The sequence below is a fragment of the Paenibacillus sp. FSL L8-0641 genome, assembly GCF_038006265.1.
Lineage (GTDB): Bacteria > Bacillota > Bacilli > Paenibacillales > Paenibacillaceae > Paenibacillus > Paenibacillus polymyxa_D.
On the sequence record NZ_JBBOUW010000001.1, the window covers coordinates 1,806,062 to 1,831,765 of the forward strand.

General features: G+C 35.4%; 24 protein-coding genes and 3 pseudogenes. 24 read left to right on the top strand and 3 right to left on the bottom strand.

The genetic code is table 11. From position 1 onward, the window contains the following. From MKY16_RS08125 to MKY16_RS08215, 19 genes and pseudogenes are all read left to right on the top strand, one after another. Complete coding sequence (locus MKY16_RS08125; RefSeq protein WP_340954965.1) at window positions 1-786, top strand: LPXTG cell wall anchor domain-containing protein; 786 nt, start codon at window positions 1-3, stop codon at window positions 784-786. A gap of 167 nt (window positions 787-953) precedes the next feature. Further along, window positions 954-1,157, top strand: coding sequence for a hypothetical protein (locus tag MKY16_RS08130; protein WP_165145182.1), 204 nt, complete (start codon window positions 954-956; stop codon window positions 1,155-1,157). A 122-nt stretch (window positions 1,158-1,279) separates the two neighbouring features. Beyond that, window positions 1,280-2,429: pseudogene (locus MKY16_RS08135) on the top strand (WXG100 family type VII secretion target). Between the two features lie 13 nt (window positions 2,430-2,442). Further along, complete coding sequence (locus tag MKY16_RS08140; RefSeq protein ID WP_029516580.1) at window positions 2,443-2,694, top strand: hypothetical protein; 252 nt, start codon at window positions 2,443-2,445, stop codon at window positions 2,692-2,694. 140 nt (window positions 2,695-2,834) lie between these two features. After that, window positions 2,835-3,383 carry an RNA 2'-phosphotransferase gene (locus MKY16_RS08145; RefSeq protein ID WP_340954967.1) on the top strand — a complete coding sequence of 183 codons (549 nt, stop codon included), beginning with the start codon at window positions 2,835-2,837 and terminating at the stop codon, window positions 3,381-3,383. A gap of 196 nt (window positions 3,384-3,579) precedes the next feature. Continuing rightward, window positions 3,580-3,699, top strand: a pseudogene (locus MKY16_RS08150) (DUF1805 domain-containing protein); the annotation flags it as partial. A gap of 641 nt (window positions 3,700-4,340) precedes the next feature. Then, window positions 4,341-5,681, top strand: a complete 1,341-nt coding sequence (locus MKY16_RS08155) for an AbiJ-related protein (RefSeq protein ID WP_340954968.1) — start codon at window positions 4,341-4,343, stop codon at window positions 5,679-5,681. Between the two features lie 42 nt (window positions 5,682-5,723). Continuing rightward, window positions 5,724-5,867 (top strand): hypothetical protein, encoded by a 144-nt coding sequence (locus MKY16_RS08160; protein WP_180984575.1) that lies wholly within the window; start codon window positions 5,724-5,726, stop codon window positions 5,865-5,867. 51 nt (window positions 5,868-5,918) lie between these two features. Further along, window positions 5,919-7,460 carry an LA2681 family HEPN domain-containing protein gene (locus MKY16_RS08165; RefSeq protein WP_340954970.1) on the top strand — a complete coding sequence of 514 codons (1,542 nt, stop codon included), beginning with the start codon at window positions 5,919-5,921 and terminating at the stop codon, window positions 7,458-7,460. 235 nt (window positions 7,461-7,695) lie between these two features. Beyond that, the gene (locus MKY16_RS08170) at window positions 7,696-7,944 is read left to right on the top strand and encodes a hypothetical protein (RefSeq protein WP_044644785.1); all 249 of its coding nucleotides are present in this window, start codon (window positions 7,696-7,698) and stop codon (window positions 7,942-7,944) included. Between the two features lie 43 nt (window positions 7,945-7,987). Continuing rightward, window positions 7,988-8,467: a hypothetical protein gene (locus MKY16_RS08175; RefSeq protein WP_258298192.1), complete on the top strand. Its 480-nt coding sequence runs from the start codon at window positions 7,988-7,990 to the stop codon at window positions 8,465-8,467. A gap of 24 nt (window positions 8,468-8,491) precedes the next feature. Continuing rightward, complete coding sequence (locus tag MKY16_RS08180) at window positions 8,492-8,929, top strand: hypothetical protein (RefSeq protein WP_103048161.1); 438 nt, start codon at window positions 8,492-8,494, stop codon at window positions 8,927-8,929. 93 nt (window positions 8,930-9,022) lie between these two features. Continuing rightward, window positions 9,023-9,316 (top strand): hypothetical protein, encoded by a 294-nt coding sequence (locus MKY16_RS08185; RefSeq protein ID WP_340954977.1) that lies wholly within the window; start codon window positions 9,023-9,025, stop codon window positions 9,314-9,316. Between the two features lie 454 nt (window positions 9,317-9,770). Further along, window positions 9,771-10,730 carry a DUF4062 domain-containing protein gene (locus MKY16_RS08190; protein WP_103048159.1) on the top strand — a complete coding sequence of 320 codons (960 nt, stop codon included), beginning with the start codon at window positions 9,771-9,773 and terminating at the stop codon, window positions 10,728-10,730. 1,064 nt (window positions 10,731-11,794) lie between these two features. Next, a complete protein-coding gene (locus MKY16_RS08195) occupies window positions 11,795-12,649 on the top strand; it encodes a tyrosine-type recombinase/integrase (protein WP_340954979.1) in 855 nt (284 codons plus the stop codon). Between the two features lie 560 nt (window positions 12,650-13,209). Beyond that, window positions 13,210-13,803 carry a chloramphenicol phosphotransferase CPT family protein gene (locus tag MKY16_RS08200; protein WP_190299521.1) on the top strand — a complete coding sequence of 198 codons (594 nt, stop codon included), beginning with the start codon at window positions 13,210-13,212 and terminating at the stop codon, window positions 13,801-13,803. A gap of 709 nt (window positions 13,804-14,512) precedes the next feature. Next, window positions 14,513-15,856 (top strand): transcriptional regulator, encoded by a 1,344-nt coding sequence (locus MKY16_RS08205; RefSeq protein WP_340954983.1) that lies wholly within the window; start codon window positions 14,513-14,515, stop codon window positions 15,854-15,856. A gap of 710 nt (window positions 15,857-16,566) precedes the next feature. Then, window positions 16,567-17,790 (top strand): WXG100 family type VII secretion target, encoded by a 1,224-nt coding sequence (locus MKY16_RS08210; protein WP_340954986.1) that lies wholly within the window; start codon window positions 16,567-16,569, stop codon window positions 17,788-17,790. Window positions 17,791-17,806: 16 nt separating this feature from the next. Continuing rightward, window positions 17,807-18,091, top strand: a complete 285-nt coding sequence (locus MKY16_RS08215) for a contact-dependent growth inhibition system immunity protein (protein WP_071558868.1) — start codon at window positions 17,807-17,809, stop codon at window positions 18,089-18,091. A gap of 159 nt (window positions 18,092-18,250) precedes the next feature. Here the strand turns inward: MKY16_RS08215 and MKY16_RS08220 are convergent, their stop codons facing one another. Together MKY16_RS08220 and MKY16_RS08225 are read right to left on the bottom strand one after the other, a co-directional pair. Then, window positions 18,251-18,517, bottom strand: coding sequence for a hypothetical protein (locus MKY16_RS08220; protein ID WP_340954988.1), 267 nt, complete (start codon window positions 18,515-18,517; stop codon window positions 18,251-18,253). 133 nt (window positions 18,518-18,650) lie between these two features. Further along, window positions 18,651-19,004 (bottom strand): hypothetical protein, encoded by a 354-nt coding sequence (locus MKY16_RS08225; RefSeq protein WP_165145249.1) that lies wholly within the window; start codon window positions 19,002-19,004, stop codon window positions 18,651-18,653. Between the two features lie 153 nt (window positions 19,005-19,157). Here MKY16_RS08225 and MKY16_RS08230 point away from each other — a divergent pair, with 153 nt between their 5' ends. Both MKY16_RS08230 and MKY16_RS08235 read left to right on the top strand, forming a co-directional pair. After that, a complete protein-coding gene (locus MKY16_RS08230) occupies window positions 19,158-19,889 on the top strand; it encodes a hypothetical protein (protein ID WP_165181704.1) in 732 nt (243 codons plus the stop codon). A gap of 899 nt (window positions 19,890-20,788) precedes the next feature. Next, window positions 20,789-23,137: a hypothetical protein gene (locus tag MKY16_RS08235; RefSeq protein WP_340954989.1), complete on the top strand. Its 2,349-nt coding sequence runs from the start codon at window positions 20,789-20,791 to the stop codon at window positions 23,135-23,137. Window positions 23,138-23,288: 151 nt separating this feature from the next. Here the strand turns inward: MKY16_RS08235 and MKY16_RS26110 are convergent, their stop codons facing one another. Beyond that, the gene (locus tag MKY16_RS26110) at window positions 23,289-23,477 is read right to left on the bottom strand and encodes a competence protein ComK (protein WP_445744862.1); all 189 of its coding nucleotides are present in this window, start codon (window positions 23,475-23,477) and stop codon (window positions 23,289-23,291) included. A 492-nt stretch (window positions 23,478-23,969) separates the two neighbouring features. On the opposite strand from MKY16_RS26110, the gene MKY16_RS08240 reads away from it, so the two are divergent. The 3 genes and pseudogenes from MKY16_RS08240 to MKY16_RS08250 all read left to right on the top strand — a co-directional run. Further along, entirely contained in the window at window positions 23,970-24,155 is a 186-nt protein-coding gene (locus MKY16_RS08240; RefSeq protein ID WP_013309546.1) for a helix-turn-helix domain-containing protein, read from the top strand. A gap of 99 nt (window positions 24,156-24,254) precedes the next feature. Further along, complete coding sequence (locus MKY16_RS08245; protein ID WP_340954990.1) at window positions 24,255-25,382, top strand: site-specific integrase; 1,128 nt, start codon at window positions 24,255-24,257, stop codon at window positions 25,380-25,382. A gap of 69 nt (window positions 25,383-25,451) precedes the next feature. Then, a pseudogene (locus MKY16_RS08250) lies at window positions 25,452-25,658 on the top strand (YunC family protein); the annotation flags it as partial. Window positions 25,659-25,704 lie beyond the last annotated feature (46 nt).

The following is a 25,704-nucleotide window of genomic DNA, read 5'->3' on the forward strand; positions in this document are numbered from 1 at the left end:
ATGTATAAAAAAATAATTGGTATTGCGTTTTCTTGTATCTTATTGTTTCCTATAACCGTCTTAGCGGCAAATGAGGTTCCGAAAGAAGTTGAGCAATCTATTGAAAAGGATTTGGGGAATTTCAAAGATGATATTAGAAAGAATACAGGATTTAAAATAACAACTACTAAAGAAGCGGAAAATTTAACTCTTGATGAAGGTTTTAAGGTTTACACTGTTAATTCTAAAGCTGTTAGATCAGGGAATACAGATAGAGCTAATGACATTTTAAAATCTAAAAGGTACTTATTTTCCATAAAAAGTGGACAACAAAATAATGGTATTGTTTTTTCAGAAGATGGGAAAAGAATACGATCAGCTTATAGTGATCTTGAGTTTCCGAGTCAATTCGAAGAAGCAAAGAAATTGATTGGCTACGATGAAAGCAGCAAACTGATATATGATGATCGACTGGCTACGGTTGCTCTAATTTCTGATATAGATGGGAAGGAAGTTGTGGTTCCTCTTAGAGAGAGCGTATACATGGAATTTAAGCCATTGAAAGTATACAATTTACAGGAGTTTGTAGAGTTTCTATCTGCCAATGAGAAGGCTCGGCAAGAAGCTTCTGAAAAAAATGATTCAGATGAACTGATCTCTGGGGGGAGTCCATCTAATCTAAACTCGACTACTTCGCAGCTCATTACAAGCAAAATCAGCACAGAAAAAGTGTCACTATTTTCTATTGCAGGGTTAGCAATTATTGGTGGCATTTTTTTCGTAATTAAAAGAAGAAAAAAGTTATAGATTAATCTTGTATACAATAAACTGTGTAATAGTTTTGATATAATTAGACGGCTTGGCGGGCTGGAATTATCTATTTAAATTCAACTCAGATAATGAAGTGTTGTAGGTGGCTAGATGGATATTCCGTCTAGCCTTTTTGATTTGTGTTGAGTTGGAAAGAATCTGGAGTGAGGGATGGGAGCGCCAATCTAGAAGGGAATAATCAGCATACATATGAAAGTGCTGAGCAAAATAATTTTGGTCAGCAAAAAACACAGGCTGATATTGCACATGAGTTAAATATAACAACTCAGCAACTAAGAAACTACAAAAAACTCCTTACGCTTATCCCTGGGTTGCAAGATATGGTTGAAGATCATGGCACGTTTTAAGTCTTTAGACGTAGGTAGAAAGGTTAATCCTTCATATAACAATTAGGAATTAAGTTCATTTTCCATAAATCGGAATAGTGTTACTATGTCATAACGAATTCATGACTAGAGGTAACTAACCTATGACAACTATTAAAGTGACGCCTGAGCAACTTATGACTATCTCCAAGCAGTTTGAGTTAGCACAGCAAACGGCAACTCAAGTGAATAGCAATTTAGTAAAACAAATTTCATCTATGGGACAATTGTGGGAAGGACTGACTAAAGAGCACTTTTACTATTCCTTCCAGACCTCTTGACTTTGTTACCCTGATGGATTCTATTGCTAGGGAGTTACGTCACCATGCAGATAAATTCAGATTAGCAGATCTGATGGAAACAGGTAACATTGATGCAAGTTGTTTACCACCTCCACCGAATTCATGTGCTGTTCCTGCTCCAGATACACGAAATGCATTCCAGAAATCGGTAGATAGCTTAACTGAACTAGGTCAGGATTTTGTAGATGCTAATTCAGTACGTTATGAGAAAAAGTTTGATTCGGTTTGGAGCTTCTTAGATTATATGTCGTATGGTATTCCAAAAGGAATGTATCAAGGGTACATGGAACGAGCAGCTAAACAAAACGATTCGTGGAATGACATGCTCAATTTCAGTACATTTGGAATAACGGGTATGATTCAGGGCGCATTTAATCCTACCAATGCGTGGTCAAAGGAACATTGGGCTAATATGATTGGTACAGCAGGATTGTTTGGAGGAGTCAGCTCAGTTATTAAGCCTAAAATTGGTTTGAAACCATCTATTCAGTATGAGATTCCGAAGAATAATACGAGTTCCAGCTTACGGAATTCAATAGAATCTGAATCTAAAACAGAAGTACAAACAGGTGGGAGAAACGATCTTTCAATTGATGAATATTTTCGTAGAGAAGCTGAAGCAGATGAGATGTATGATCAAATCAGAGCTTCAGATAGTGATGTAAGAGCAATAGCTGAGAATTCTGGAATGAAGGAAAGTAGGATTCAAAGAATCAAAGAACACGTTTTCATAAAAGAACACATAAAATCAAGTGGTTATGGCAGATTTCATTCTGATTACGAAATAGCTCAAGCATGGGATAGATTACAAAAAGGGATACAAACAGAAAAAGATATGGATTTGCTTAACCATGAATTGTTTGAATCTAGATTTGAGGGTATATTTAAAACAGACTATGAGACTGCTCATAACGCTGCGGTAAGGTCGGGTCGTCCATGGGAAATAGAATAGAGGAGATTTTATAATGGGAGCATTTGTTTTACTTTTTAAAGAACATGAAGATGATACAGTAGTTATTTATAAATATGGTCCAAACGAACACACTATGGGGAAAATTCAATTAAACAAGGATACTAAGCTGTTCTCTGAAATTGAACCTTTACCAGATTCGAATCATTCAAACAAATTTTATTTTGATAGGGCTGCACAGCGGATGGCACGTTGCTTCGTTAAAGAAGGTGGTATATTTCCTGACAAGATGACATTTGAATCATAAAGTAGCTTCAGGAATACGAACCGAGCTTGCTCCATTGATAATAAAATGAGAGTAAGCTTTTTTCATTGCAATCTATCTGATTAAAGAGGAAAATTTTTATCCACCCTAGAATTAAGAGACGATTTTAGAAGGAGCATATCATGTTAACGTCAAAACAAGAAGAGAGCCTTAGTAAATTTATGAGTAAGATTCTTAGGCATACACCAGAACAGTTTGGTCTTGAGCTAGACCATGAGGGTTATTGTGACATTCAAGAACTGATTCAAGGAATAAGATCAGAGAATAGATGGTCTGATATAAGCAAGTCGGATATCAAGCAAGTAGTAAGCCATTGTCCAAAACAAAGATATGAGATGGTTAATGGGTACATAAGAGCTAATTATGGTCACAGTACAGACAGGTTAGATTATAAGGAAGCTACTCCACCAACCATTCTCTATCACGGTACAAACACAAAGGTAATCCATAATATTTTCAATGAAGGAATTAAGCCAATGGGCAGAAAGTATGTACATCTGTCTGAAGCCCTTGAGTTTGCAATTCTGGCAGGTAAAAGACGTGGGGAACTGGTGATCCTTGAAGTAGATACAGAAAAGGCATTGGCTAATCAAGTGAAGTTTTATAAAGCCAACCACGGTGTTTGGCTTGCCGACCTTGTGCCGCCACAGTACTTAAAAAAGTTTGAATAAAGCGTAACCCAGACCGTTAACGATGATCACCGAGACTAGATGAGAAAAAATTCGTCTGGTCTTTTTGATATCGTCTATTTTGCTGTACATACATTCCCCTCCTAATATTTTGAACGTATCCACGAGTGTCCACACTTACCCGCAAATGCCGCATAAAATATCCCGGATGAATAAAGAGGAGGTGCATGTAATAACCATGATACACATGGAAGCCATTCAAGTGGGTGAGCATACATTTATCGGAGTCGAGGTCAGACTGCCTAAAACAACGCTGTTAACGATTTCTAACTCCCGTGGCTACATCATGTGTGGTGCGTCTAAGATGTACCGAATTTGGGGTAATAAAATTTTTCGCTGTTTAAGCCGTAAAGTCAAGCGGGACAAGCTTTCATAGCAATTTTCAATTTACTGATCTGTACTGATTCATTCTATTAAAATCTTATAAATGACTGAATTTTGTGATCGCATTTGTGACCTTTTGAAGGGGGACAAGCATGTGACTGTGCATCCTATTCCTGTGAGGTCTGCTCAAACGGATATTTGAGTTGATCCATAAAAATCTTTTAAAAAGAAAATATTTGTATAAGGGCAAAATGATTGTATGCTACAGCATTCTTCGTAAGAATGGCTTTGGAAAGTTTATTATGGAGAAAAGAACTACAACTGTGAATTGCGAAATGACCTTAAAAGATTACGAATATCAGCAGGAGGGCATAGTGAATGAGATAAGCTCAATAGAGAACGTTAAGACAACACAGGTGAGAGTTACTGGAATTTTGAGTTCTATATTAATAACGTGAATAACAACTTTAGAACGAACGTGAGAGCCTCTAAGGAGTATATCATTGTAAAGTGTAAGGAATCAAAAAATTTATACTCGAACGTGTGCTGATATATGGTATATTGTTCCTATTATTAAAGATTTATTTCATCATTATTCAGATTTCGAGGTGAAAAATGAATCATATAGAGTTAGTTCAACATATAGCATCTTTTCTAGCATCTGAGGTGAAATCATACGATATACCAGACATCTGTTCTAGTTACGGCTTAGACGATGGTGAAGAAAGCGAAGCCTTTGCGGGGAAGTCTAAATATGTAGAACGTAGACTAAGAGGTAAAGATCAATTATTTCTAATTGATTTAGCCAAGAGAGTGGCAAAAGATTATAATTCTGTTGATTTAAATAGAATGCTAAATACGATCTCTCCAAGGGGAATATTTAATATCACACAGATAACAAGAAAAAACATTGTGAAAGAAATATTGTCGCTAGGGTACATTGAAGGTGATATGAATTTAATTGACTTTCTGAAGAGAACATGGGATTTAGATTCCATGCCTTCAACAGATTCGAGGTTTTTTAATGCAACTGGGGACATAACTCAGCACATGATAGCAAATGATGATTGGTCATTTCAAGAATTATTTGAAGATGTTCTTGAGATTTATAATATTAAAGATGAAAAATTCATTCGTTTCACAGAACAAATTGTCCATCCGCGTGTCAGAAGCGAGGTTGATCCTCAATTTATTGAAAAATTGAATTATCATTTAGTTAAAGATGGATACAAAATGCAAGTGACCTCACAGATATCAGGTTATCCATTATACACCATTATAAAAACTACTAAAGGTGTTAAAGGAGAATTTAAAAATCTTATATTCGCTGCAGATGGCCCTAAACCTGAAATTGTTATAAGCGATTCGATTAACAATGAGATAGCTATAGTTAAAAATCAAGAGTTTTGTCTAGTATATGATCTGCCAATTTTGGAAGGATTATTGTGGAGAGAATTAGTAACTTGGTGGGGAGATAAGCAATCTGAGGAGGAAGGAATAAATGTTGAACGAGCGATGTACAAGCGTTTAATTAGGTCATTAGATAAAGGGCCAGAAAGAAACTTTTTTAAATTTTATTTCAAGCACTTTAGAGAAAGAATGGGTAATAGTTTACCTGCTTTGATACCTCAGGTATATCTTCATTATGACCCCTATGTTACTAAAATAGTACCGGATGAAACACGCTTAGTGAGACAACGAATGGACTTTTTATTGCTATTACCAAATAACGTTCGAATCGTAATCGAGATTGATGGTAAACAACACTATTCTTCTGAGGATAATAAACCAAACCCTAAGAAATATGCTGAGATGATGAAAGCTGATAGAGATCTTAGACTTTTGGGGTATGAAGTTTTCAGATTCGGAGGATTTGAATTTATAAATGAAAACAGTGTAGATAAAATGGTACTTGATTTTTTTAGTAAGCTCTTTTTAAGGTATGAGATCAATTGAAATAACTATTTCATTTGATCTAAAATCGAAGGAGGTTAAATAGTGAACAGATATGTGGTGGGGGAAGTTGTTATTACACCGGATGGAAAAGGAATGATATATGAGTATCGTGATTACTGGTACACTGTGAAGTTAGAAAATGGTGGCGGTTTTAAATATTATACTGAAAAAGATTTGAGAAAATAGCTGTAAAATGATGTTTTATTAGAAATGGTATAAGAGGAGGGATGTTCGTAAATGAATCCAAATGTGCTTAGCATTGCTATTAGAGCAGATAAAGCGTTTGATGATCAAGATATCCAAACACTAGAAACGATAGTAGAAGAATGTCTTGGACATGTAAATTTATCTGAATATAATGACCTTGAGAAGGCTATATTTGCTTATCATGGAGCAACATCTCAAGGAAACAAAATTGATCTAATTTATAATGGACTACTGGAATATTCAGATGAGAAAAACAATGAAGAAGAGTTTGAGTTAAGTTTGTATTTATTTCGGATATCTTTAGAGCTTTTTAATAAGTATAAAAATGATAAGAAACATCGGGATTCTGCAACAAGGGAAGATGAGTATTATTATTCTGGCTATTTGTTAATGACCACTACAAACTATGCCAATGAATTACATCGCAGTGGACGTTTGATTAAATCAATTGATCAACTAAAGTTCGGAGTTTCACAAGGTTTTCCAATGGCTATAGGAAATATGGGGTTAAAGTTAATAACATATGCTCGAAATGAGTATGATGATGGACATAAACAAGTTCTCCTTAATGAAGCACAGCAGTTACTACTCAAGGCTCTGGATAGTCCCGATTTAGATGATCATGCACGAAGATCCTTCAATATTGAAGTTGAGCGCATAAGAGATTGGGTAAGCCAGAATATTTTTGATGAATTTTCACTAGGCACAACTGAGCAAGAACAAGATTATAGAAAATGGTGTCTAGATAATAATTTATTTTTGAATACATTAAACGATTATTTCAATGTATCAATGGTTGCATGTGACTGCCTCCATCTCCCCGATATTGTAACAGACATAAATATAGGCCCTAAATATCATGGATTGTTTAATCAGTTAAAACAAGAATATGTATCTGCAAGATTTATGATTTATGAAGGAATTAATGATAATACCCCGCATTTTTCAGATAAAGAAGTTTTTATATATAACACATTGGATTATCCTATTTATGGTATTGGAATTGAGAAAATAAAATTTGGATATAGGAGTCTATACTCAATATTTGATAGAATAGCTTATTTTATTAATGATTACTTTGATATAGGGATAAAAGAACAAGATGTATCTTATAAATCAATTTGGCAGAATAAAAAATTTGGACGGCAGGGATATGATTTTAAGATTGATTTAAAAAAGCGAATAACTGACCAGGATACTTATAATTTTCCGGGAATTGGGTTTTATTGGTTGTGTAAAGATATTGCAAAAAAGCAGGTTAAACATAAATATCTAGACCCATCTATCGAGGTTTTATCTGGAATAAGAAATGCTTTGGAACATCGCTACCTTAAAATCCACGATCCGTTTATTCACAGAACCGACAGTTTCAAAGATACCCTTGCCCAGTCAGTACATCTTATAGATTTTAAATCCGCGACATTGGAATTGATGAAATACTCTCGTGAGGCAATTATTTTGCTATCTTTATTAGTTAATAGAGAGGAACAAATTAGATCAAAGACTCAGGGAGATAAGTTCGTAATGCCAATTACAATGGATGCATATTATGACGATTGGAAAACACTCTAACAAGAGCGAATTTCATATAAAATGGCTATCTTAAAAAGGAGGCGATTACGATTAATGTTATTGTAGATAGTTATATTAATGGTGCATTTTATGGATGGAACGGGGAAACACTATTTAAATTGGGGCTAATCACTATTGGATTCAGTCGAGTTATGCATACAGATACAAATATGCATATCGTCCCAAAGCAAGAGTAGTAGAGGAAAACAATGTATATTATCTTGAAGTTGAAGGCATGAATGATCGAATAGCTGTTAAAAGAGTAAATGACGTAATAGAGTGTCAAATAAATAATATTTTTGAGGGTTGGTCAGGAGATACTAAGTTTGAATTAACAAACGGCCAAATTTGGCAGCAAGATGAGTATAACTATTTATACCACTATGCTTATAGACCAAATGTAATTATTTATGCCTCACAAAGCGGAGATAGACTAAATGTTGATGGTGTACAACAGTCGATTAAAGTTAAAAATATTCGATAAAAAATGTGTTTATCACGAAGATTTTCTGAAGGGTGAGAGGGCTATGATTGGTCGATTTGGTGGAGGGCCTGTAAATATAAGTGCGAATGAAGGACTAGTGTTTGTCTTTTTGATCGTTCCGTCAATTGGAATTGTCCTTGGAAGTGGCTCACTCTGGGCAGCCTTTATATATCTTTTTTTAATATGTGGGGGATCTGTTCTTTATGTGCTTCTTCTTAAAAAGAAAGCGAAACGCAAATTTGACTGTCTTGTTGGACAAATAAACAATTTCCATTTAAAAAAACTTAAGTATATTCAGTCGAATAGTAATCTAAGTAATTATATTATAGTGAAAGCTGAATTCCGTCTTGATGCTATAGAATTGTTTATAAAAAAAGATGGCCCATTAGATAGACTGATCACAAGAGAAATTATTACGAAGGAAAAGTTGGATTCAATTGAACATGATATTGGAACATTGATTATCAGATTTAGAGATGACTATGACAGATTGGTTGCAATTGAAGTGCAAGGTTTCGATTAAAATATTTATTGAATGAGGTGTATAATGGCAAATAAAATTAACCTTTACGTAGACGACCTCAGAGACTGTCCAGTTGCCCCTATATTGACGGTGACTGGATTTTTTTGTATCCAAATGTCCCAACGTCTAAACGTTCGCAATCTGTCGCATTCTCAATATAGACTTTACATTGGATTGTATCTTGATATAGAGAAGCAGATGGTCAAAATGTCCATCTGGAATAATGGCGATCAAAGCGCTGGACCATTGGGCCAGCGGTCAATGAAAGATGTGGCTGAGTCAATTGGTGAAAACGAACGAACATTGTGGATTGTTTTCCACGATGTAATGATGCTATACCGATACAGAAAGGCCGCAAAAATTTTGGCAAAGGTTAATCTGCAACTGAAATCAACATTGGACAAAATTTTGCCCGGAGTAATTCTCAAGATACAACAATCACAACTATGTGAATTGGAATAAGCATACTGATACATGGTATATTATTCCTATACAAGTATGTATCAATCTATATATTTCTATTGGTCAGTTTTAAAACTAAAGGAGGTCACAAACTTGGATAGGCAATTAGAGAAAGGTGTAATAAATATTTTACATGCAATTGGGTATATAGCTGGCATATTTACAATTGCTGCAATGATTCTTAAATTAACTGGCTATCGCGTGAAGAGTAGCGTTTATTTGATTGACGGTAATGTTCCCGTATATGGATATAGTGCAATGAATAAGATACAGAATTACATTGTTGATCCATTACATATGATAGTAGCAGGATTAATTACAGTGATTTGTATAGGTGTAATAATCCTATATAGAGAAGACAAGAATCATAGTAGAATGTGGATTTAGCTTGAGGAAGCTTCTAGGGTAATTTTGGGGAACCTTATTGTTGTCCTAACTGAATACTTTAACAATTTCAGTATCAGGCTACTAAGTTAAGCTTAGGACGTTCAAAGGTTAACCACGATTTAGTTTTCAGCATTCCCGTTTTGGGATATCCCAACAATGGTGTCACTTGGTGACATGAGGTGTCACCCCAAAGTTGGACGCAGTGTCCAATAGTTTAACGCAGTGTTAAACGCAATGGTATCAAGGGTTTTCACATTATGAGAAAAGCATATGCTCCAGCTATTCATTTTTAAGGGGAATTAAACAAAACACAGTAAGAAATGAGCTAGCTAAAGCTTAAATAAATTAATATATAAAAGTCTGATTTTACTGTCAGATAAAGAAGAATATTTTTCGGATATGACGGCTTCTGGTGTATAATAGGGAATATTATACATGAGGGAGTCGTTTGTTTATGAAGAAGAAACTTCAAGTATTTATTTCGTCTACTTACATAGATATGATTGAAGAACGACAGGCAGCAGTAACAGCAGTTTTAAATGCAGGACATATTCCTGCGGGGATGGAGTTGTTTAAGTCAGGAGATCAGAGCCAAAAAGAGACAATCAAGCGGTGGATTGATGAATCAGATGTATATATGTTGATTTTAGGTGGGCGTTATGGCAGCTTAGATCCCGAAAGTGGGAAAAGTTATACGCATTGGGAATATGACTACGCAGGAGAACAAGGGAAGAGAAGATTTGCTGTTGTTATTACAGAGGAAAAATTAATGGACAAGGCCAGAAAAAACCCTGATTATTTAGAAAGGGAACATTACTCACATTATCAAGAATTCAAGAGAGAAGTGCTTGGAAACATATCCAAGTTTTATGAAGATACTAAGGATATAAAGCTAACAGTTATGGAGTCATTAAAGGAGTATGAATTCGATAAGAGTTTAGTGGGATGGATTAAATCTGATAATCTTCAGAGTATGGAAAAAATACTCTTGGAGAATGCAGAATTAATAAAAGAAAATGCTAGGCTAGCAAGAGAGTGCGAAAAATTAAATCTTAATGTGATTCAAAACACATTTATAAATGGTATGCAATATGAAGATATGGAGTCTGTTTTAGAAAACATGAGTATTAAATTACCGAAAGAGTTTGATGAGGATGAAAGCGAAATAAGTCTTCTTAATTTTTTTACAGTTGAATCTGATACTCTTTCTATAGGTGTAACAAATAGTGCAACTCTTTCAAAAGATTTCGAAATCTTTATATTTTATCATGTTGCACCTAAACTTATGCAATTTGGTTTAATGGAAAAAGTTAAGGTTGCTGGAGTACAATACGAAAGAATACAAACAACAAAAGATGGTCTCAAATTTTTGGGGCAATATGAGATAAGAAAGAAACAACAGCCCAAAGTATAGAATTAATTAGTAATTTCTTATAAAAGATTAATTTGACCAAGATCGCTTAGGCGGTCTTTTTTATTTATTATATAGTGGTTATTTTTAATCTAATGCTCAAGGCACTTGAGTACTAACTTTGACGGAATTAGAAAGCGATTGAAACATGTGAAAGAGAATGATTTGGTGCATGGTGAGTGGGAGAAGTGGCTAAAGACTGTTGATTTTACTCCCAGAACGCCCAAAGAATAATAAAAGCTTTTGAACAGTTTGGAAATGCGACGACGTCGTCGCTTTTGGCAAATAGCAAGTATTCGAAATGCTCTCTCTACCTGAATCAATTGACCGTCTGGAGTTTATTGATCAGGAACACACTATCCCTTCAACTGGTGAACAGAAGACGTTGGATGAAATGACTGTGCGTGAGGTTAAGTTGAGTTTCTTCTATTATATAGAACCAGCTTGATAGAGTGAAAGAACATGAAAATAACACTTCCACTCCGCTATTCGTGTTACGATTCACGATTCGTTTTTGCTGTTTTCAAAAACATAGATAAATAAAGGATATTTCGAATTTGTATTTTACACAACTTTATTTATAAAAATCGAAATTTCCCTTGATGCATCAAGCTTTTTTGCACATTATTTCTCGATACCTACGATTGAAGTCACGATGCAAAGCAATTCTTCATAAATCCCTTTATTTATCTGCATTTTAGCTATTTTTTCGATACGGTAACGATGTAAATATATTATGGTACAATTTTGAACCACAATGACTCAAAAAGCCATATGGAGTAAGTGTTTTATCATTATATTATCAATTTTGACGATTGAGCTTCGATAAGGGTGTCGATACAGGTCTTTTTCTATAGTGCGCTCAGAGTTGGCAATACCCCTATAATGGTTGACACAGCGTGAACATTGACTGGATGTACATCTATAAATCACACGAGTTCGATATTTTCTAAGTTGTACATAGGGTTGTACGCTGCGTAAAATGATAAACTTGTATAAACGAATATGTCGTAGAAGTTGACTTCCACGCAATAATCGGGTTATAATGTGTCGTAGAAGTAATTGATATGGAGGAGCTAAGTATGGAAAAATGTTGCGTAGAAGTACTGTCATTCCTAAAAGAACAAGAAGCGCTTGGTAAGAGTGAGAATACTGTCCGTACATATATGAGAATAATGAATGCTTTTGTAAGCTGGATTGAACCCAATGGAGGAGAAGTGAATGACTTAACGAGATATGATGTGCAAGCCTACATAAAGTATTTAGAACAGGATGGAAAGAGCGCATCAACAGTAGATAAAGTGTTTGCTTGTTTGAGTGTGTATGCTCGTTTCATCTCTCGACCTGATATTGTTGATCGGATTAAGCGTACTCGACCTCAAAGACAAACACAAACAGCCCCAAAGTCACTAAGCGACTTAGAACGTAAACGTATACTTCGTGAAGTTGAAAAGGACGGGATTTTACGAGATATTGCTATCATGTATGTTTTGATGCAATGTGGATTACGTGTATCTGAACTATGCTCACTCAACCGTAGTGATGTAACTTTGTCAGAACGTGGAGGGAAATTGATTGTACGCGAAAGTAAAGGTGGCGAGTCGCGTTCTCTACCGCTAGCTGTTGACGTGCGATATCATATCAGTAAATACCTTGACTCAAGGACGGATGAAAACGAAGCCTTGTTTATCAGTAATGAACGTAAACGTATTTCAGTTCGAACAGTACAGCATATGCTAAGTAAGTATGGAACACATCCCCATGCACTCAGACATACCTTTGTGCGTACCCTTGTTAAATCAGGGAATGATATTGCAGTTGTGGCTGAAATGGCTGGGCATAAAGATGTAAATGTAACGCGCCGCTATTCTAAACTAGATGAACAAGAAATGATTACAGCAATTGAAAGAGCATTCTCATAATAATCATGTGTACACTACGTACACACTGCGGCTTAGATGATTCATGTCTAGGCTTTTTTGTTTTTAATATCCACATATTTCCGCTTGATTAAATTAAGGGGGGATAGTTTACACCCAAAACGCCTATTAAATTTCCAAATAATGCAGCAGCACATCTAGCTCCACACTGAAGTTATTTTGCTTATGATGATTAAGCTTATGAACGGATTTGTCCGATGTTGGGGAATTTAAGTAGAGTAATCACTCTATATTCTAAATTTATCTCTAATAAATATTGATCGTAGAAAATATAGTATTTTCTTAGTGCTTAGGTTAAGATAAGTCCCCTGTTTAAGCACTACATGCTACCCGCGTACGTTCTTTAATAGGTGATTGGAAATGGAATATAATGAGGAGGACGTAGCCCAAGCGAAGGCGCGGGAGCGTTCTTTTTATTGAACTAACTGACAGGATAGTTCAATCGTTTCTCGTATTTTCTGAGTTGGATAATTTAATGAACTTTGTGAAAATAACGTTATCTGAAAAATACGAAATAATTATTTTTTGAAGGGATGATTAAATTGAAGCAAGGGATATTAGTTTTTCTAAATGGAACTTCAAGTTCTGGAAAGACCTCCATATCGACTGAACTCATAAATCAGAAAGAGATCCTTTTTTATCATTTATCAATTGATGATTTTTTTAATAATTACTATGATTTTATTAACAATAAATTTCCAGATGATCCTCCAAAAGAAATAGATCATCAAGTTGTCTCACAAATACTTGATGATTCCATATTCTCAGTGTACCATTCGACAATTAAATTATTATTAGAATTAGGTTTTAATGTAATAGCAGATACCATAATCGACAATGACAAGAGGTTTAATGAGTTTCTTGATCAATTTTTCGATCAGCCTACGTTATTTATAGGTGTAATATGCTCGGAAGAAGAACTCATAAAAAGAGAGCAAACAAGAGGGGATAGACAGATTGGACTAGTAGCTTCACAGTTTAGCAAAATATATTGCTTTGATGAATATGACCTCGAAGTAAATACGGAAGAGATGAACCCAATAGAATGTGCCGAAAAGATATTAAGTTTTATTAAGTCCAATAAGGAATACTCGGTTTTTAAGAAATTAAGTAAAAGAAATGTTAGTGTTTCCTAGATGGCGTATCCATCAGATAACACCATATTCAAACATTGGGGCTATCGTCCCTCGGTCTGCCCGAGGGATTTCGGAATTAAGCTAACGGAGATTGTTAGCTCAATAAAGCAGCCGCAGTCTAAAACTTTATTTTTCAAGTCATAGGATGCGGCTGTCTTAACTTTGGGGTGAATCTAGTACTTATTTTTCGTAGTCTGCTGGTTTTGCAATTCAGAATCCTCGTAGGATCAACATAGTCGGTCTAAAACTTTATTTTCTTCGAACAAATATACCCCGGGGATGATTAAAATCAATTAGCCACTTAACATCTACAAATATCCCCATAGCACTTCCATTCCCCGACATAGCCTCGATACCATCCCTAATATCATAAAGGTTGCTTGTATGCCATACATCCATTCTAAGCTCTATTCATAGATTATTTACAAGGGAATATGAACATAACTATTTAATGGAGTAACTTTGTATTGGATGAGTTATATTCTGATTTTCCCAATAAACTATACATCAATATGAGGGCGATACTTTTAATCACAAAATCCTCGCACACTATCCCAAAAGGTATCTTAAGCACATATATGAAAGGTATATGTTCTTATGCCAAAAGATGGTATGATCAAGAAGAGCATTTTACTACTTGTTTCACAATTACATAATAATTTTAACTATGCATCGTATTGTAAATTCACGCTGAAAGGGTGGTTTATCGATGAAAATTACACCCACGATTAGAGCAGAATTGGAACAATATCTAAAACAAGAAGGCTTAACATTATCGCAATTTGGACAAATCGCAGGGATGAATAGGGGAATGGTAAGTGCTATTGTGACGGGCAATAAATCTATGTCTGTTAATCAGCTTGACCTAATTACTGAGGCTATGGGTTTACCAGAAGGTTACTATTATGATCTATTTATAGAAAACTTCATCATCGACCATCCCCCGAATATGAGGCGAATCGAACCATTTTTATATCGTTGTGCGGAATTGGACAAGTTAGATGCAATCCGTCGAGTAGTAGGAGCTATCATGGATAATCTACTTTATTCACCCAAGCTATTTGACATTGCAGAGGAATTATTGGCACAGGGACGACATGCGGCTGCATTGCTGCTCTATGAAGGGGTAGCTGAAGCGGAGAAGTACCAACATTCTGAACGTTTAGCCATCTGTCAATATCGTATATTCAAAATTCAGATTAGTGACGATCAAGAAAAGAATTTCCAATCAGCACTCCAATTTGAGCCATTTGTCAAACGACTCGACGCTATAGACCAATTAGATGCCCTTATAGATTTGGCTAATGTATACCGGTCATTGCGAAAATGGGATCGCGCTAGGGAAGTTGCTAATGATTTAAGGACTTTAGCCCAAGCACAATACTCCTTAGAATATTCCCAGAAAAGGGGAGATCGCAAGCCTCAGCGACCGTTATTTTTTTATATAGCATTCAGTAAATCACTTATTGGTGGCGTTTATTATGAACAAGGAAAATATGAGTTGGCGTTACAAATTGCGTATGAGTCTTGTGATTTGGATTGGGTGAAAGAAACCGACGAAGAAGCATTGCGCTGGAAAAGCTTGTTTCAAGAATGGGGCGAGGCTAACATATGTTTAACTAAACTCATGGCTGGAGATACAGAGGTACTTCCTTTATATATTGATCTTATTTCAACAAACAGAGAGGAATTACTACCGGGTCTGTGGAATATAATGATAGTAGCCAATCGTTTTAAATTAAATGTAGACAGTATTCTAATTCAATTTGAAAGGGAAATATCCAACATACATGATCAAGAAGGAAGACAAACGAATGACAAGCAGAATATTAATGATCAGCTTGTTGGCTTTTTAAGTGAATTGGCTGACTATTATTTGACCAATGGTCAGTACGAAAAGGGAATTAGTTACTTATTAGACTGTATGAGATTATCCACTATAATTAATAATGAGCACTCTATACTTCGTTGCGTGAGAATGTTTGAACGTTGTCGCCAATTTGTCTCAAATGAAGTCAAAGTGGAGTATCGAAATTTAGTGGAAATGGGGTAATGGTATGAAACGCATAATTAATGGGTTGTTTGCAACTACTTACTTATTGGTGTTGTTAGCGAGCATACAAACAATAAACATTCAAGATTTTAGTATGTCACAGCCAATTTCTAACGGTGGTATCTCAGTTTTTGGTTGGCATATTGGAAGTTAGTACATTTTAAATAGTGTGAAAGCGTTTATTCAAATGAAGAATATTAAGTTACATTTAAGGCTTGAACGGGATTATCCGTTAAGCCTTTTTTGTATGTAAACAATTGACTGGTGGTGTGTTGGATGGATATAGGTGAATTAGTGCAGTATTTAAATCGGATGAGTTCTAGCTTAAGTGAAATAGGGGATAAAACTAGTTCAGGTTTTCAGGACATCGAAATTAGAATGAGCAACTTAGATAGCACTCTTACTATAACTAATGTTTTACTAACCGTTCTAATTATTGTTATTGCCCTAAATACATTTCTAAAATGGAAAAACTCAAAGAATTAGTCATCAGATCATTAAATATTTTCATTCATGCTAATAGTAGTGCTACCTACGTTGATTCATGTAACTTATAACAAGAGGTATAATACTTTTGACATAGTAACCTGTTTATTTCAGTCCATTGGTCACATAATATAAAAAGGAAATAACAGGATAGTAGATGGATTTCCCTAAATCGCCCCTTCTGATAAGATTATTTCCATCAAAATTAAAGTGGGCGTGGTAGAATGGGGAGAATATTAGTTTCACCTGACAAACTGATGGAAGTTGCTGATCAGTTCTTACACGGAAAGCATGAAATGGAACGTATGCTGAATCTTTTGAATGGACGAATTGATTTTGTCCAACAAGGCTGGTCTGGAGCCACCCAAGAGAGATTTTTTCAGGAATTTCAGGTTTCTCGACAATCCATGAGTGTGACGCTTGAGCGATTATCTATGGTTGCACAAGAACTCATCTTTATTTCAAAAAGTTTTACACAGGTGGACGGGGAAAAAGTTGTACTGGATGTGCCGTGGCTTGACACCCCTGTTAAAACGGCATCCACAGGTGAAGGTTGGTTACATAAAATCTTTGAACAGATTGGACAAGCTGAGATCACCAAGGCTGAAGCTCAATTGGAAGCTAGCAAACTTCAAGGAGAAATCCTTTGGGATACTGCACAGGGAGCAAAAGGAGCTATTCAGGGAAATTTGACATTGGGGATATGGCCTGATAAAGAACGAGATTATGATCATCCCATGGCAGCTAAAGTAGGAGAACTCCTCGGGAATGTAGCTACAACATTGCAGGGGGCTGGTGAGGTAGTAGCTGGAATAGGTGGAGAAGGATTATCCGTTGCTGTTTCATCTACAGGTGTAGGGAGTATTATTGGGGTACCCGGATTAATTGGATCGGCAGCTTTGGCGGCTCATGGAGCTACAACTGCGGTTAAAAGTGCAAAAGGAGTAGGGGAAAGCTCAGCAGAATTGTGGCAGATGGCGAAAGGAGGAGGGAATTCTAAGACCGAAATCTTAAAAAATAAAGCCAATGATATACGTAAGAACGTAAATAATAATATATTAGATGAAATGGAGTCTAATGGTGGGCATTTGCTTCAAAAGCACGTTGGCAAGACAAATGAAGAATTAATAAAGCGAGCCTCCCAAGAAGGAGTTCCTTCTACAACATTTTCAGATAAAAGTACAGCTCTCAAATCCACACAAGAGAATATCAGAAGAAATGCTGATAAGATTGCAGAATGGATAGAGAACCCTAATTCTAGAGGATATCTCATAACAAAAGCTGATCACGAGTTTTCTATTGGGCGAGGCGTAGACGTAAAGAATGGAGGAAACTCATCTTCAAAGCATGTAACAAATGACTTATCAAAGTCCCAACTGTATTTAGTAAAAGATTCCTCTATGCCTACCGGTTATAGAATTATTACGGGTTATCCTGTATTTAAATAAAAGAGGAGAGTAATATATGAAACAAGAAGTGAGTTATGAAAATTTGAAGTATTTTATAGAGAGTTACTTTAATTGGAGTATGGATTTCGCTGATTTAGAGAACTTAATTGAGGAGTTCAAAAGTAGGGAGTTACCTGCTTATGTTGAAGGTCTGACTCAGGAGATCGAAGAAATAAATGAACTAAAGACTTGGGATAGTGTACAAGAATTTGTTTATTTATATGGACAAAGAAATTTGAACATTAAAAAGATTGAGCGCATGATTGAGTTGTTACTGACAAAATTACACGGAGATAAATAACAATTATCTTGTAGAGCGATAGAATAAAAATGCGGCAAAAAGGTCTAATTACGAACTAACAGGTCACCACGGAGGAGATTAAAGCACCATCATGAGTATTCCTCAAAGCAAAAGGACTCCAGCCATGTATTATGTTGGCAGAGTCCTTTTGTGTTCATCTTACAGTTTATTCTCATTTACCAGTTTTAAAATAGTAATTAGGAACTCCTGGGTGTAAAAGAAACCACCCTTTGAAGGAGCAGTCACTCGACTGTGGTCAAATACTTTGAAATCGTCAATGTTTGTTATCTCATGTGTTTCACTGTCATATACTAATTCAACTAAATCTTTATAGTCTTGCTTTGATCTAGGGAAGCACAGTACATCGTGAATTGTATCATGGGAATCCAAGATATAAACATGGGTGTCAGTAACTCTATAATTCATAATATCTCTCCTTATAAAGGTATAAAGATATAATAGTACAACTTATACTTCTTTTTGTAGAGTCTGTTTTAGAAGATCAGACGTTCCGTATTTTAAGTATACTTTTGTAACCCCGAAGCAAACGTTGATGGCATTATTTTTTTTGCGTGATGAAATCCAACCATTTATTTAAGTTATCTTTTTGAAATACTATATGTCCATCTAGATCAGCGTAAGGAATAAATTGATAAGTGTCATAAACCGATAGTTTCTTTTTTTGTTCTGTGTCTCTTTTTATAATATTGTCTAGTTGTGTCACGGGAATCTTTAGATATGCTGCTGCTTCTTCTTTGTTTAAAACGCTATCGCTTAAAGAAGATTGCGATATCTGAGGGGTAAGAATTTTTTCGTTGGAACTAAAATGTGCATTAATATAGCTTCCAATTATAAAAGAACCACCAAGTATTATTGAGGATATTACTATTTTGAAATCTTTATCTTTATTCATTTGCACCACTCCTTGGTAATGATATTTATACTATAGCATTTTTTTCTAAATTTATGCTACAAAAAGAAGGAAATAGAATTTTTATGCAGAATAAATACTTTATGCAGAATAAATACATTGTATTACAAAAATTAGAAAAAAGGATGATGATTTTTGAAGAAACTTACCGCAGTAATTTTATCCCTATCAACTGCTCTAGCTGTCTTTGCTCCAGTGTCTTTTGCTGAAGAAAATTCAGACAATGCCATTCAAAACACAACCGCTGAAATTACAGAGTCCAGTATTCAAGATGTTCCATCATCTGCAATTACCAGATTTGAACAACAAGGGAATCCGAACGCGCGTGTTGAATTTGTTGATCCAAAGCTCGTTGAGAAAAATTCTGTGATAACACCTCAAGCTGGGGATCACCGCGTTTATGTGAAGTCAGAGTATGCACTTGGTAGTAACAAAATTACTGGATATTCTGTTGGGCCAATTCAAAAACAAACACTTATTGTTAGTGTAGCCAAAGGACGAACTGCAACACGTAGTTCTAGCCTTACAGTAAGTGGAACAGTTTCAATTACAGCAACGGTTGATGCAAATATTGCATATATAGTTAAGGAAAGTCTGACAGGAAATGTAAGTGGTACAGTGTCTAAAACTTACAATACTACAGATGTATACTCTGGCCCTCCTGAAAGCTCACCGTACAAAACAAGAAACTATTACGCAGCTATCAACTACGATCAGTATAATACAACTGTTGTTCGATATGATTATTATGATTATTATCTTGGTAATGTTTACCAAGGAAGACAAGCGGAAAATGCTGGGTACACTTATGTTAATGGAACAAAAAAACCTATTAACATTGAGTATCCAATAGATGTAAATTACTAATCTGAATTGTAATGTACTATCTCATATAATGTAGGAAAAAGTATTTTCAGGTTAGAAAGATTAATGAGATGGCAATATGAAAGTTCACTCCAGGAAAATGGGGTGAACTTTTTTATAGTAATTTAATCTGAATAAAGGGGAATAGTATTTGCATTCACCTTGCTCCAATATTCCACGCGAGAAAATTGTTGTATTTGGTGGTCGACAGAGCGCCCGACCTTTGGACGGTGGTCTATAAAGGATGTCGCCAATACTATTGGAGAGACCCAAAGTATCATCTAAAAGATGTTGCTGAAAGCATTGGAGAAAATGAATAGAGTGGGTTCAATTAGAGCCAATTAATAGCGACTCAAATTTTTTCTTTATTATATACATTTCTGATATTCACATGCCGATGCACACGCACAACTTCAGATTGTAAAAAAATTGGATTATTTCAATCTTCTGTTGACAGATATATTCCCATGATATACTATGGATATATCAACCAAAGCGTGACAGGCTTCAGTTGGAATCACAAAGAAAAGGAGAAACAAAGTGGGGCGAAGGTGAAACGGAATCAAAGAGAATGAAAGTTAAGTAGTTGACAATACATATTGCTTTACCACGGTTACAATTAAAAAGTAGATTTTAAAATACAGCAAGTAGATAGAATGCCTACTAGATTGGATAGATGGAATTAAAATAGTTTTAATATTGGTAAACTTAATATTGTTTTTATTTGTTCTATCTGAAATGGCTCGTTAAGTTTATTTGTTGTGCGATCTTTGAAAATTTTATTATAAAGAAATAGGATAGCTCTATAATAAAAGTGGAGTGACTCATGATTTTGCTTTCTCTATTTATCTTTAGTCAAAGATATTTTTTAGTATAAAAATTGAAGGGAGAAGTATATAGTTTTGGCTTATGAACAGACACGAGATTTTATCCAAGTTACAGCTAACAACGGAAAAACAAATTTTTCATACATATTTGAAGGTAATGAAGAAGAACGCTTGCTTAAAAGTAAGGTTTATAAAAGTAAAATGAAATACTACAGCAAAGAAGCAAACGAAGAATTTGAGGAATGGAATAAAAACGGTTACGGTATTTACTTTTTGCCTAATGGTGGCGGTTACAAAAATGATAACATAACTGAATTTCGTGCTTGTTTTATCGATATGGATATCAAAGATGAGATTGAGTATGCATTTGTTGCTGCTGGGTTTACTGGAAGCCCTAATGAATTACAGGAGAAGGTAAAATCCAAATTTTATTCGCTTAATAAAACCGAGAAACTCAACTATAAGCAGATATTCAGGTGTCGTGTTTCTGAATTAAAACAACGTGGGATTCCTCCAAGCGCAATTGTGGAAACGAAAAATGGGTTTCATGTATATTATTTGCTCAATAAAGATACACAGAGACACCAATTTGAAACACTAGAAGGGCTTTTAATTTACATATATAACGGGGATATGGCTGTAAAGAATACAGCTCGATTGCTGAGAGTACCTGACACTTTACATCTTAAAGATTCAAATGATCCATTTACAATAAAGCTTGAGGAATGGAATCGAAGTGTCAGGTATGATGCAGAAGATTTGATTATTCGTCTTAGGAAAGTTGTTGAGAAGGTACATGTTCAAACAGACACTTTGTTATGTGTTAATTCACGTAAAGCACCCACATATAATACTAAGCTCCTATCAAAAAAGAAAGGTCTTCCATCCAGAGTAGGGATAGATTATTCTTCAATGAATATCGGTAACATCCCTATAATCAGCAAAGGGTTTGAAGGAATTCCAGAACTAAAGAAAAGGCTAGGATTAGATAACCAAGATGATCTGTGCTATATAGACCGGGATGATATCAGGCAATTCTTGAAGAAGCAAAACTTAAAGCACCTACTTGGGATAGATTCTGATAGGTTGTATTGTATTTTTCACAATAGCAGCAATCCAACCAGCGGAAACATATACTCCTATGACGATAAGTGGTTTTATAAATGCCACAGTTCTCGATGTGGAGTCCATTATAATATTGTTCAGATTATAGAGAGAATAACAAGGCTTCCTATACATAAAGCATTCGACTATTTAAAAGAATTGTACAATATTGCCGAGGTTAAAACAGAATGGCAATTAGATCAAGAGAGACTTATTGAATTTAACATTGAGTTTCTGGAACGATTCAAGTACGACATAGATTTACAAGAGAACTATCCATACCTAACGAAGTTTCTGAAAACTAAAGGTACATTGGGGCTGCTGATCCAGATCCATGAGATAGCAAGGAGAAAACTTCCCCAACTTTCTAAAATGAGGAATATGGATTCAAGTAACGCTATTGTGTTCGCACCAATGAGGAAGGTCATAGAGGAGTTATTAAGCGAGAATTCAGATTTACACAGCATTAATAAGGCCAATACCAAAGTAGTAATCATGATATTTATGTATCTGCTCAATTGTGTTGGGGTTGACCAATTACCCGATGAAATGCAAAGAAGAATTGAACAGTATCAAAAGGAATCTCGTAAGAATAGTAATCTCCATTATAATAATATAGCGAGATATTATGAGATAGTTAGCATGGATACTGAACGGCTTATACTAGCTGAAGAGATGAGCCAACTCTTTTATCAGAATCATTTAACAATTTCAAACTTTAATCGTGAACAATTGATCAGCCTGTGTGGAGTAGAAGAGGGAAATCGTGTTTTCCCTGACCGATCAGAAGAGGAGATACCCGGTCTAAATCAATCCATTTCACAGGAAATTAAGCGAATTGTAAATGAGTTAATTCAGGTCAAGGGATGGACATATGACAATGAGATTATTGAGCATATAGATATCTCAGATTTCAATATGAAGCAACGATACAAAGACAGCTTCAAGTACATACCTAAAAAGAAGTCGGATGAATTAGATTCATTAGCTGTACTAGATAATGATGTTGGATTTCAGAAGTGGCGTTATGGGTTTCTAGCTAAAAAACTATCTGTGAATGTACCAGCAATTATTTCTAATCAGGAGTATCGTAGGGCAAGAGTAAATAAGCTGTTGAGAAAGCAGTTTGACATTCCTATACATATAAAAGGTTTCGTTTATCATCAAGAAATATCAGAACAAGGTAAACAATTAGAAGACAAAGCTTCACATATCCTACGATTAAAGCAACATGATTTAAGTCTATCTAATGCTCAGATAGCTTCATTAGTTGGATGTTCGAGACAATATGTATCTAATGTTCTTAAATGCAGAGATTAAACTTTATATTGATAATCTGATTATAGAAGTGTCAACTAAATTGCTGTTCCTAAGCACCTCATATCATTAGACTAAAGAGTAGTAACATTATGAGGTGCTTTAATAGGCACATTTAGTTGACAGGTAGATAACAGAATAAGCAAAGTATTAGTCAAAAATAAATAGATGTTTGACTTGTCTTTAGTGATCTTTTTTTTCTGATTAGTCTATAAGAAATCAAGATGCTTCGTTTTGGGATGGGTATTTGTATAGGGAAGAACAACACCTGTTTATTCATAGATAAATCTATAGGGTTATGAGCGTTAAAATTAATTTGGGGACTCATCTTTACGTTTCCCATGCAAGCAGCATAGACTTACCATAGAGGCGGTTTGTAGATTAGATGAAATGAAGTAGCCGACTTCTTCTGCCTGTTTTATATTCTTTAATGAGGTGGTTATTATGGAAGGTAAAAAATTTGTTCTTATGCTTTTACTTTTTTGCTTGTTGGGCATTATAGGGCTAATCGCTTTAATGTATGGATTCCTCTGGTTAGTTTTCAACGGATAGTTTATAAAATTGGCAATTTATAATCAGTTGTTGTATTTAAAGAGTGACCAGTAGAGTGAGCATGAACATAGAGTGGCTTCACACAGGCGTAAATGTTGTTTTAGGGCGTATATGGTTTCGATTAGCACAAGAGGGAAGACTATAAATTTGGAAGCTAAGAAGACAAGCTGGAGTCTATACATAAGAAGTTGAGAAATAGCACGGCAAGATTTATGAAGCAGTTAAACAAGGAATGGAATAGGACAAATTAAAACATACATAGGAGTATTTTGAGGTGAGCGTGATGACTAAAACGATGGAAAGTGGAAGAGTTATGATTGGTGTGACGGATATTATGCGTAAGATGGGAATCGGACGAGATAAGGCATATGAGTTAATTAAATCTAAGCAGTTTTACACCATAAAATTAGGAACCAGATATCTGGTGCATGAAGATGTGTTTGAAGACTGGATGAAAGGTCGGTTATAGCTGATTACAAGTAGGTTATAGGGAGGCTTTCATGTGGTATGATTACTTTTAGTCACATGCTTGGCCTCCTTTCTTATTGTCACAAGAAGGGAGTTTTAAATGGCAGAACCTTTTGTTAATGAGAAGACAAAAAAATGGGATTTTGTTTTTGGTTATTACGATGAAACGGGGAAGAGGCGGCAAATCCGCAGAAAAGGCTTTAAGACAAAACGTGAAGCAAATGATAAGATGATTGAGCTTCAGAATGATGTGAAGAATAAAGAATATATCAGGAAAGATAACACTACACTCAATGAGTTTATGGATTACTGGCTGGATAACATCCGGGTTCATGAATGTGGCGAAACAACGTTTTACAATAACAAGTTGTATTTCAAAAATCATATTAAGCCTAAATTCGGAAAAGTAAAGTTGCAAAATTATGATTTATTGAAATGTCAAAATTTCGTGAATGAGTTGCACAAGAAGAATTTTGCGAGGAATACAATAGATCGCATTACAACGATGGTCAAAAAAGTATTTGATAAGGCGATTGAATATGGCTTCATCAAAGAAAATCCCATGCGAAAAGTGACACTTCCCAAGCGAGTAAAAAAAGAAATGTCTATTTGGACGCTGGAACAAGTGAATCATTTTCTCCAATGTACCAAAGAAGATCGTTATCATTGTGTTTATGGACTCGCTTTATTAGCAGGAATGAGGCAAGGGGAGATTTTAGGGTTAAGATGGAAGGATATTGATTTTGAATCAAAGACAATTACCATCAGACAAACGCTTGCTCATTATGGAACTCGGATTAAATCTGGAGCTAAAACTACCGCCGGGGAACGTAAAATATCTATACCTAATCAACTGATTGCGATTCTTGAAGAACAGCGTAGGCTACATGAAGTTTACAGAGTAAAGTGGAAAAGAGAGTTTGGAGACGCTTTTATCGATATGGATATTGTTATTTTCAACTTAAAAAATGGTAAAACAGTGTTCCCTGCTAATTTGTCCAAGGCTTATAAAAAGGATGTTATAAGTGCCAAGCTTCCGCATATCCGTTTCCATGATATGAGGCATACCCATGCGACGATGCTGTTGGAAAAGAAAATGAATGTCAAAGTGATCTCAGAGAGATTAGGTCACAGTAAGATATCTGTCACGCTGGATACGTACAGTCATGTACTTCCTAGTATGCAACAAGAGGTAGCCGATGAGCTTGAGCAGATGATCATGTTGTGACTTTTGTGACCTTTTTGTGACCTCAAATGAGTTGTTGCTTAAAAAATATTGATATAAAGGGCTTTTTTGAGGGTTCACATCATGTGTGGTGCGCTGGATGTTGGATTGCTCAATGAACGGCTGGCGGATCGGAAAATCCTGGCCGCACGAGCTGTGGGGGTAAAAACACTAAAGGAACTGTTGGAAGCGCCGATGGAGTCAGTGACGGCAGAAGCCGAGCAACTGGGGATTAAACCAGGGATGCCAGGCTATGAAGCACTATTGAAACTGGTGTAGTGAAGCCTATGTGCAATGTTGCATAAAAGTAGAGGAACAAGAACCG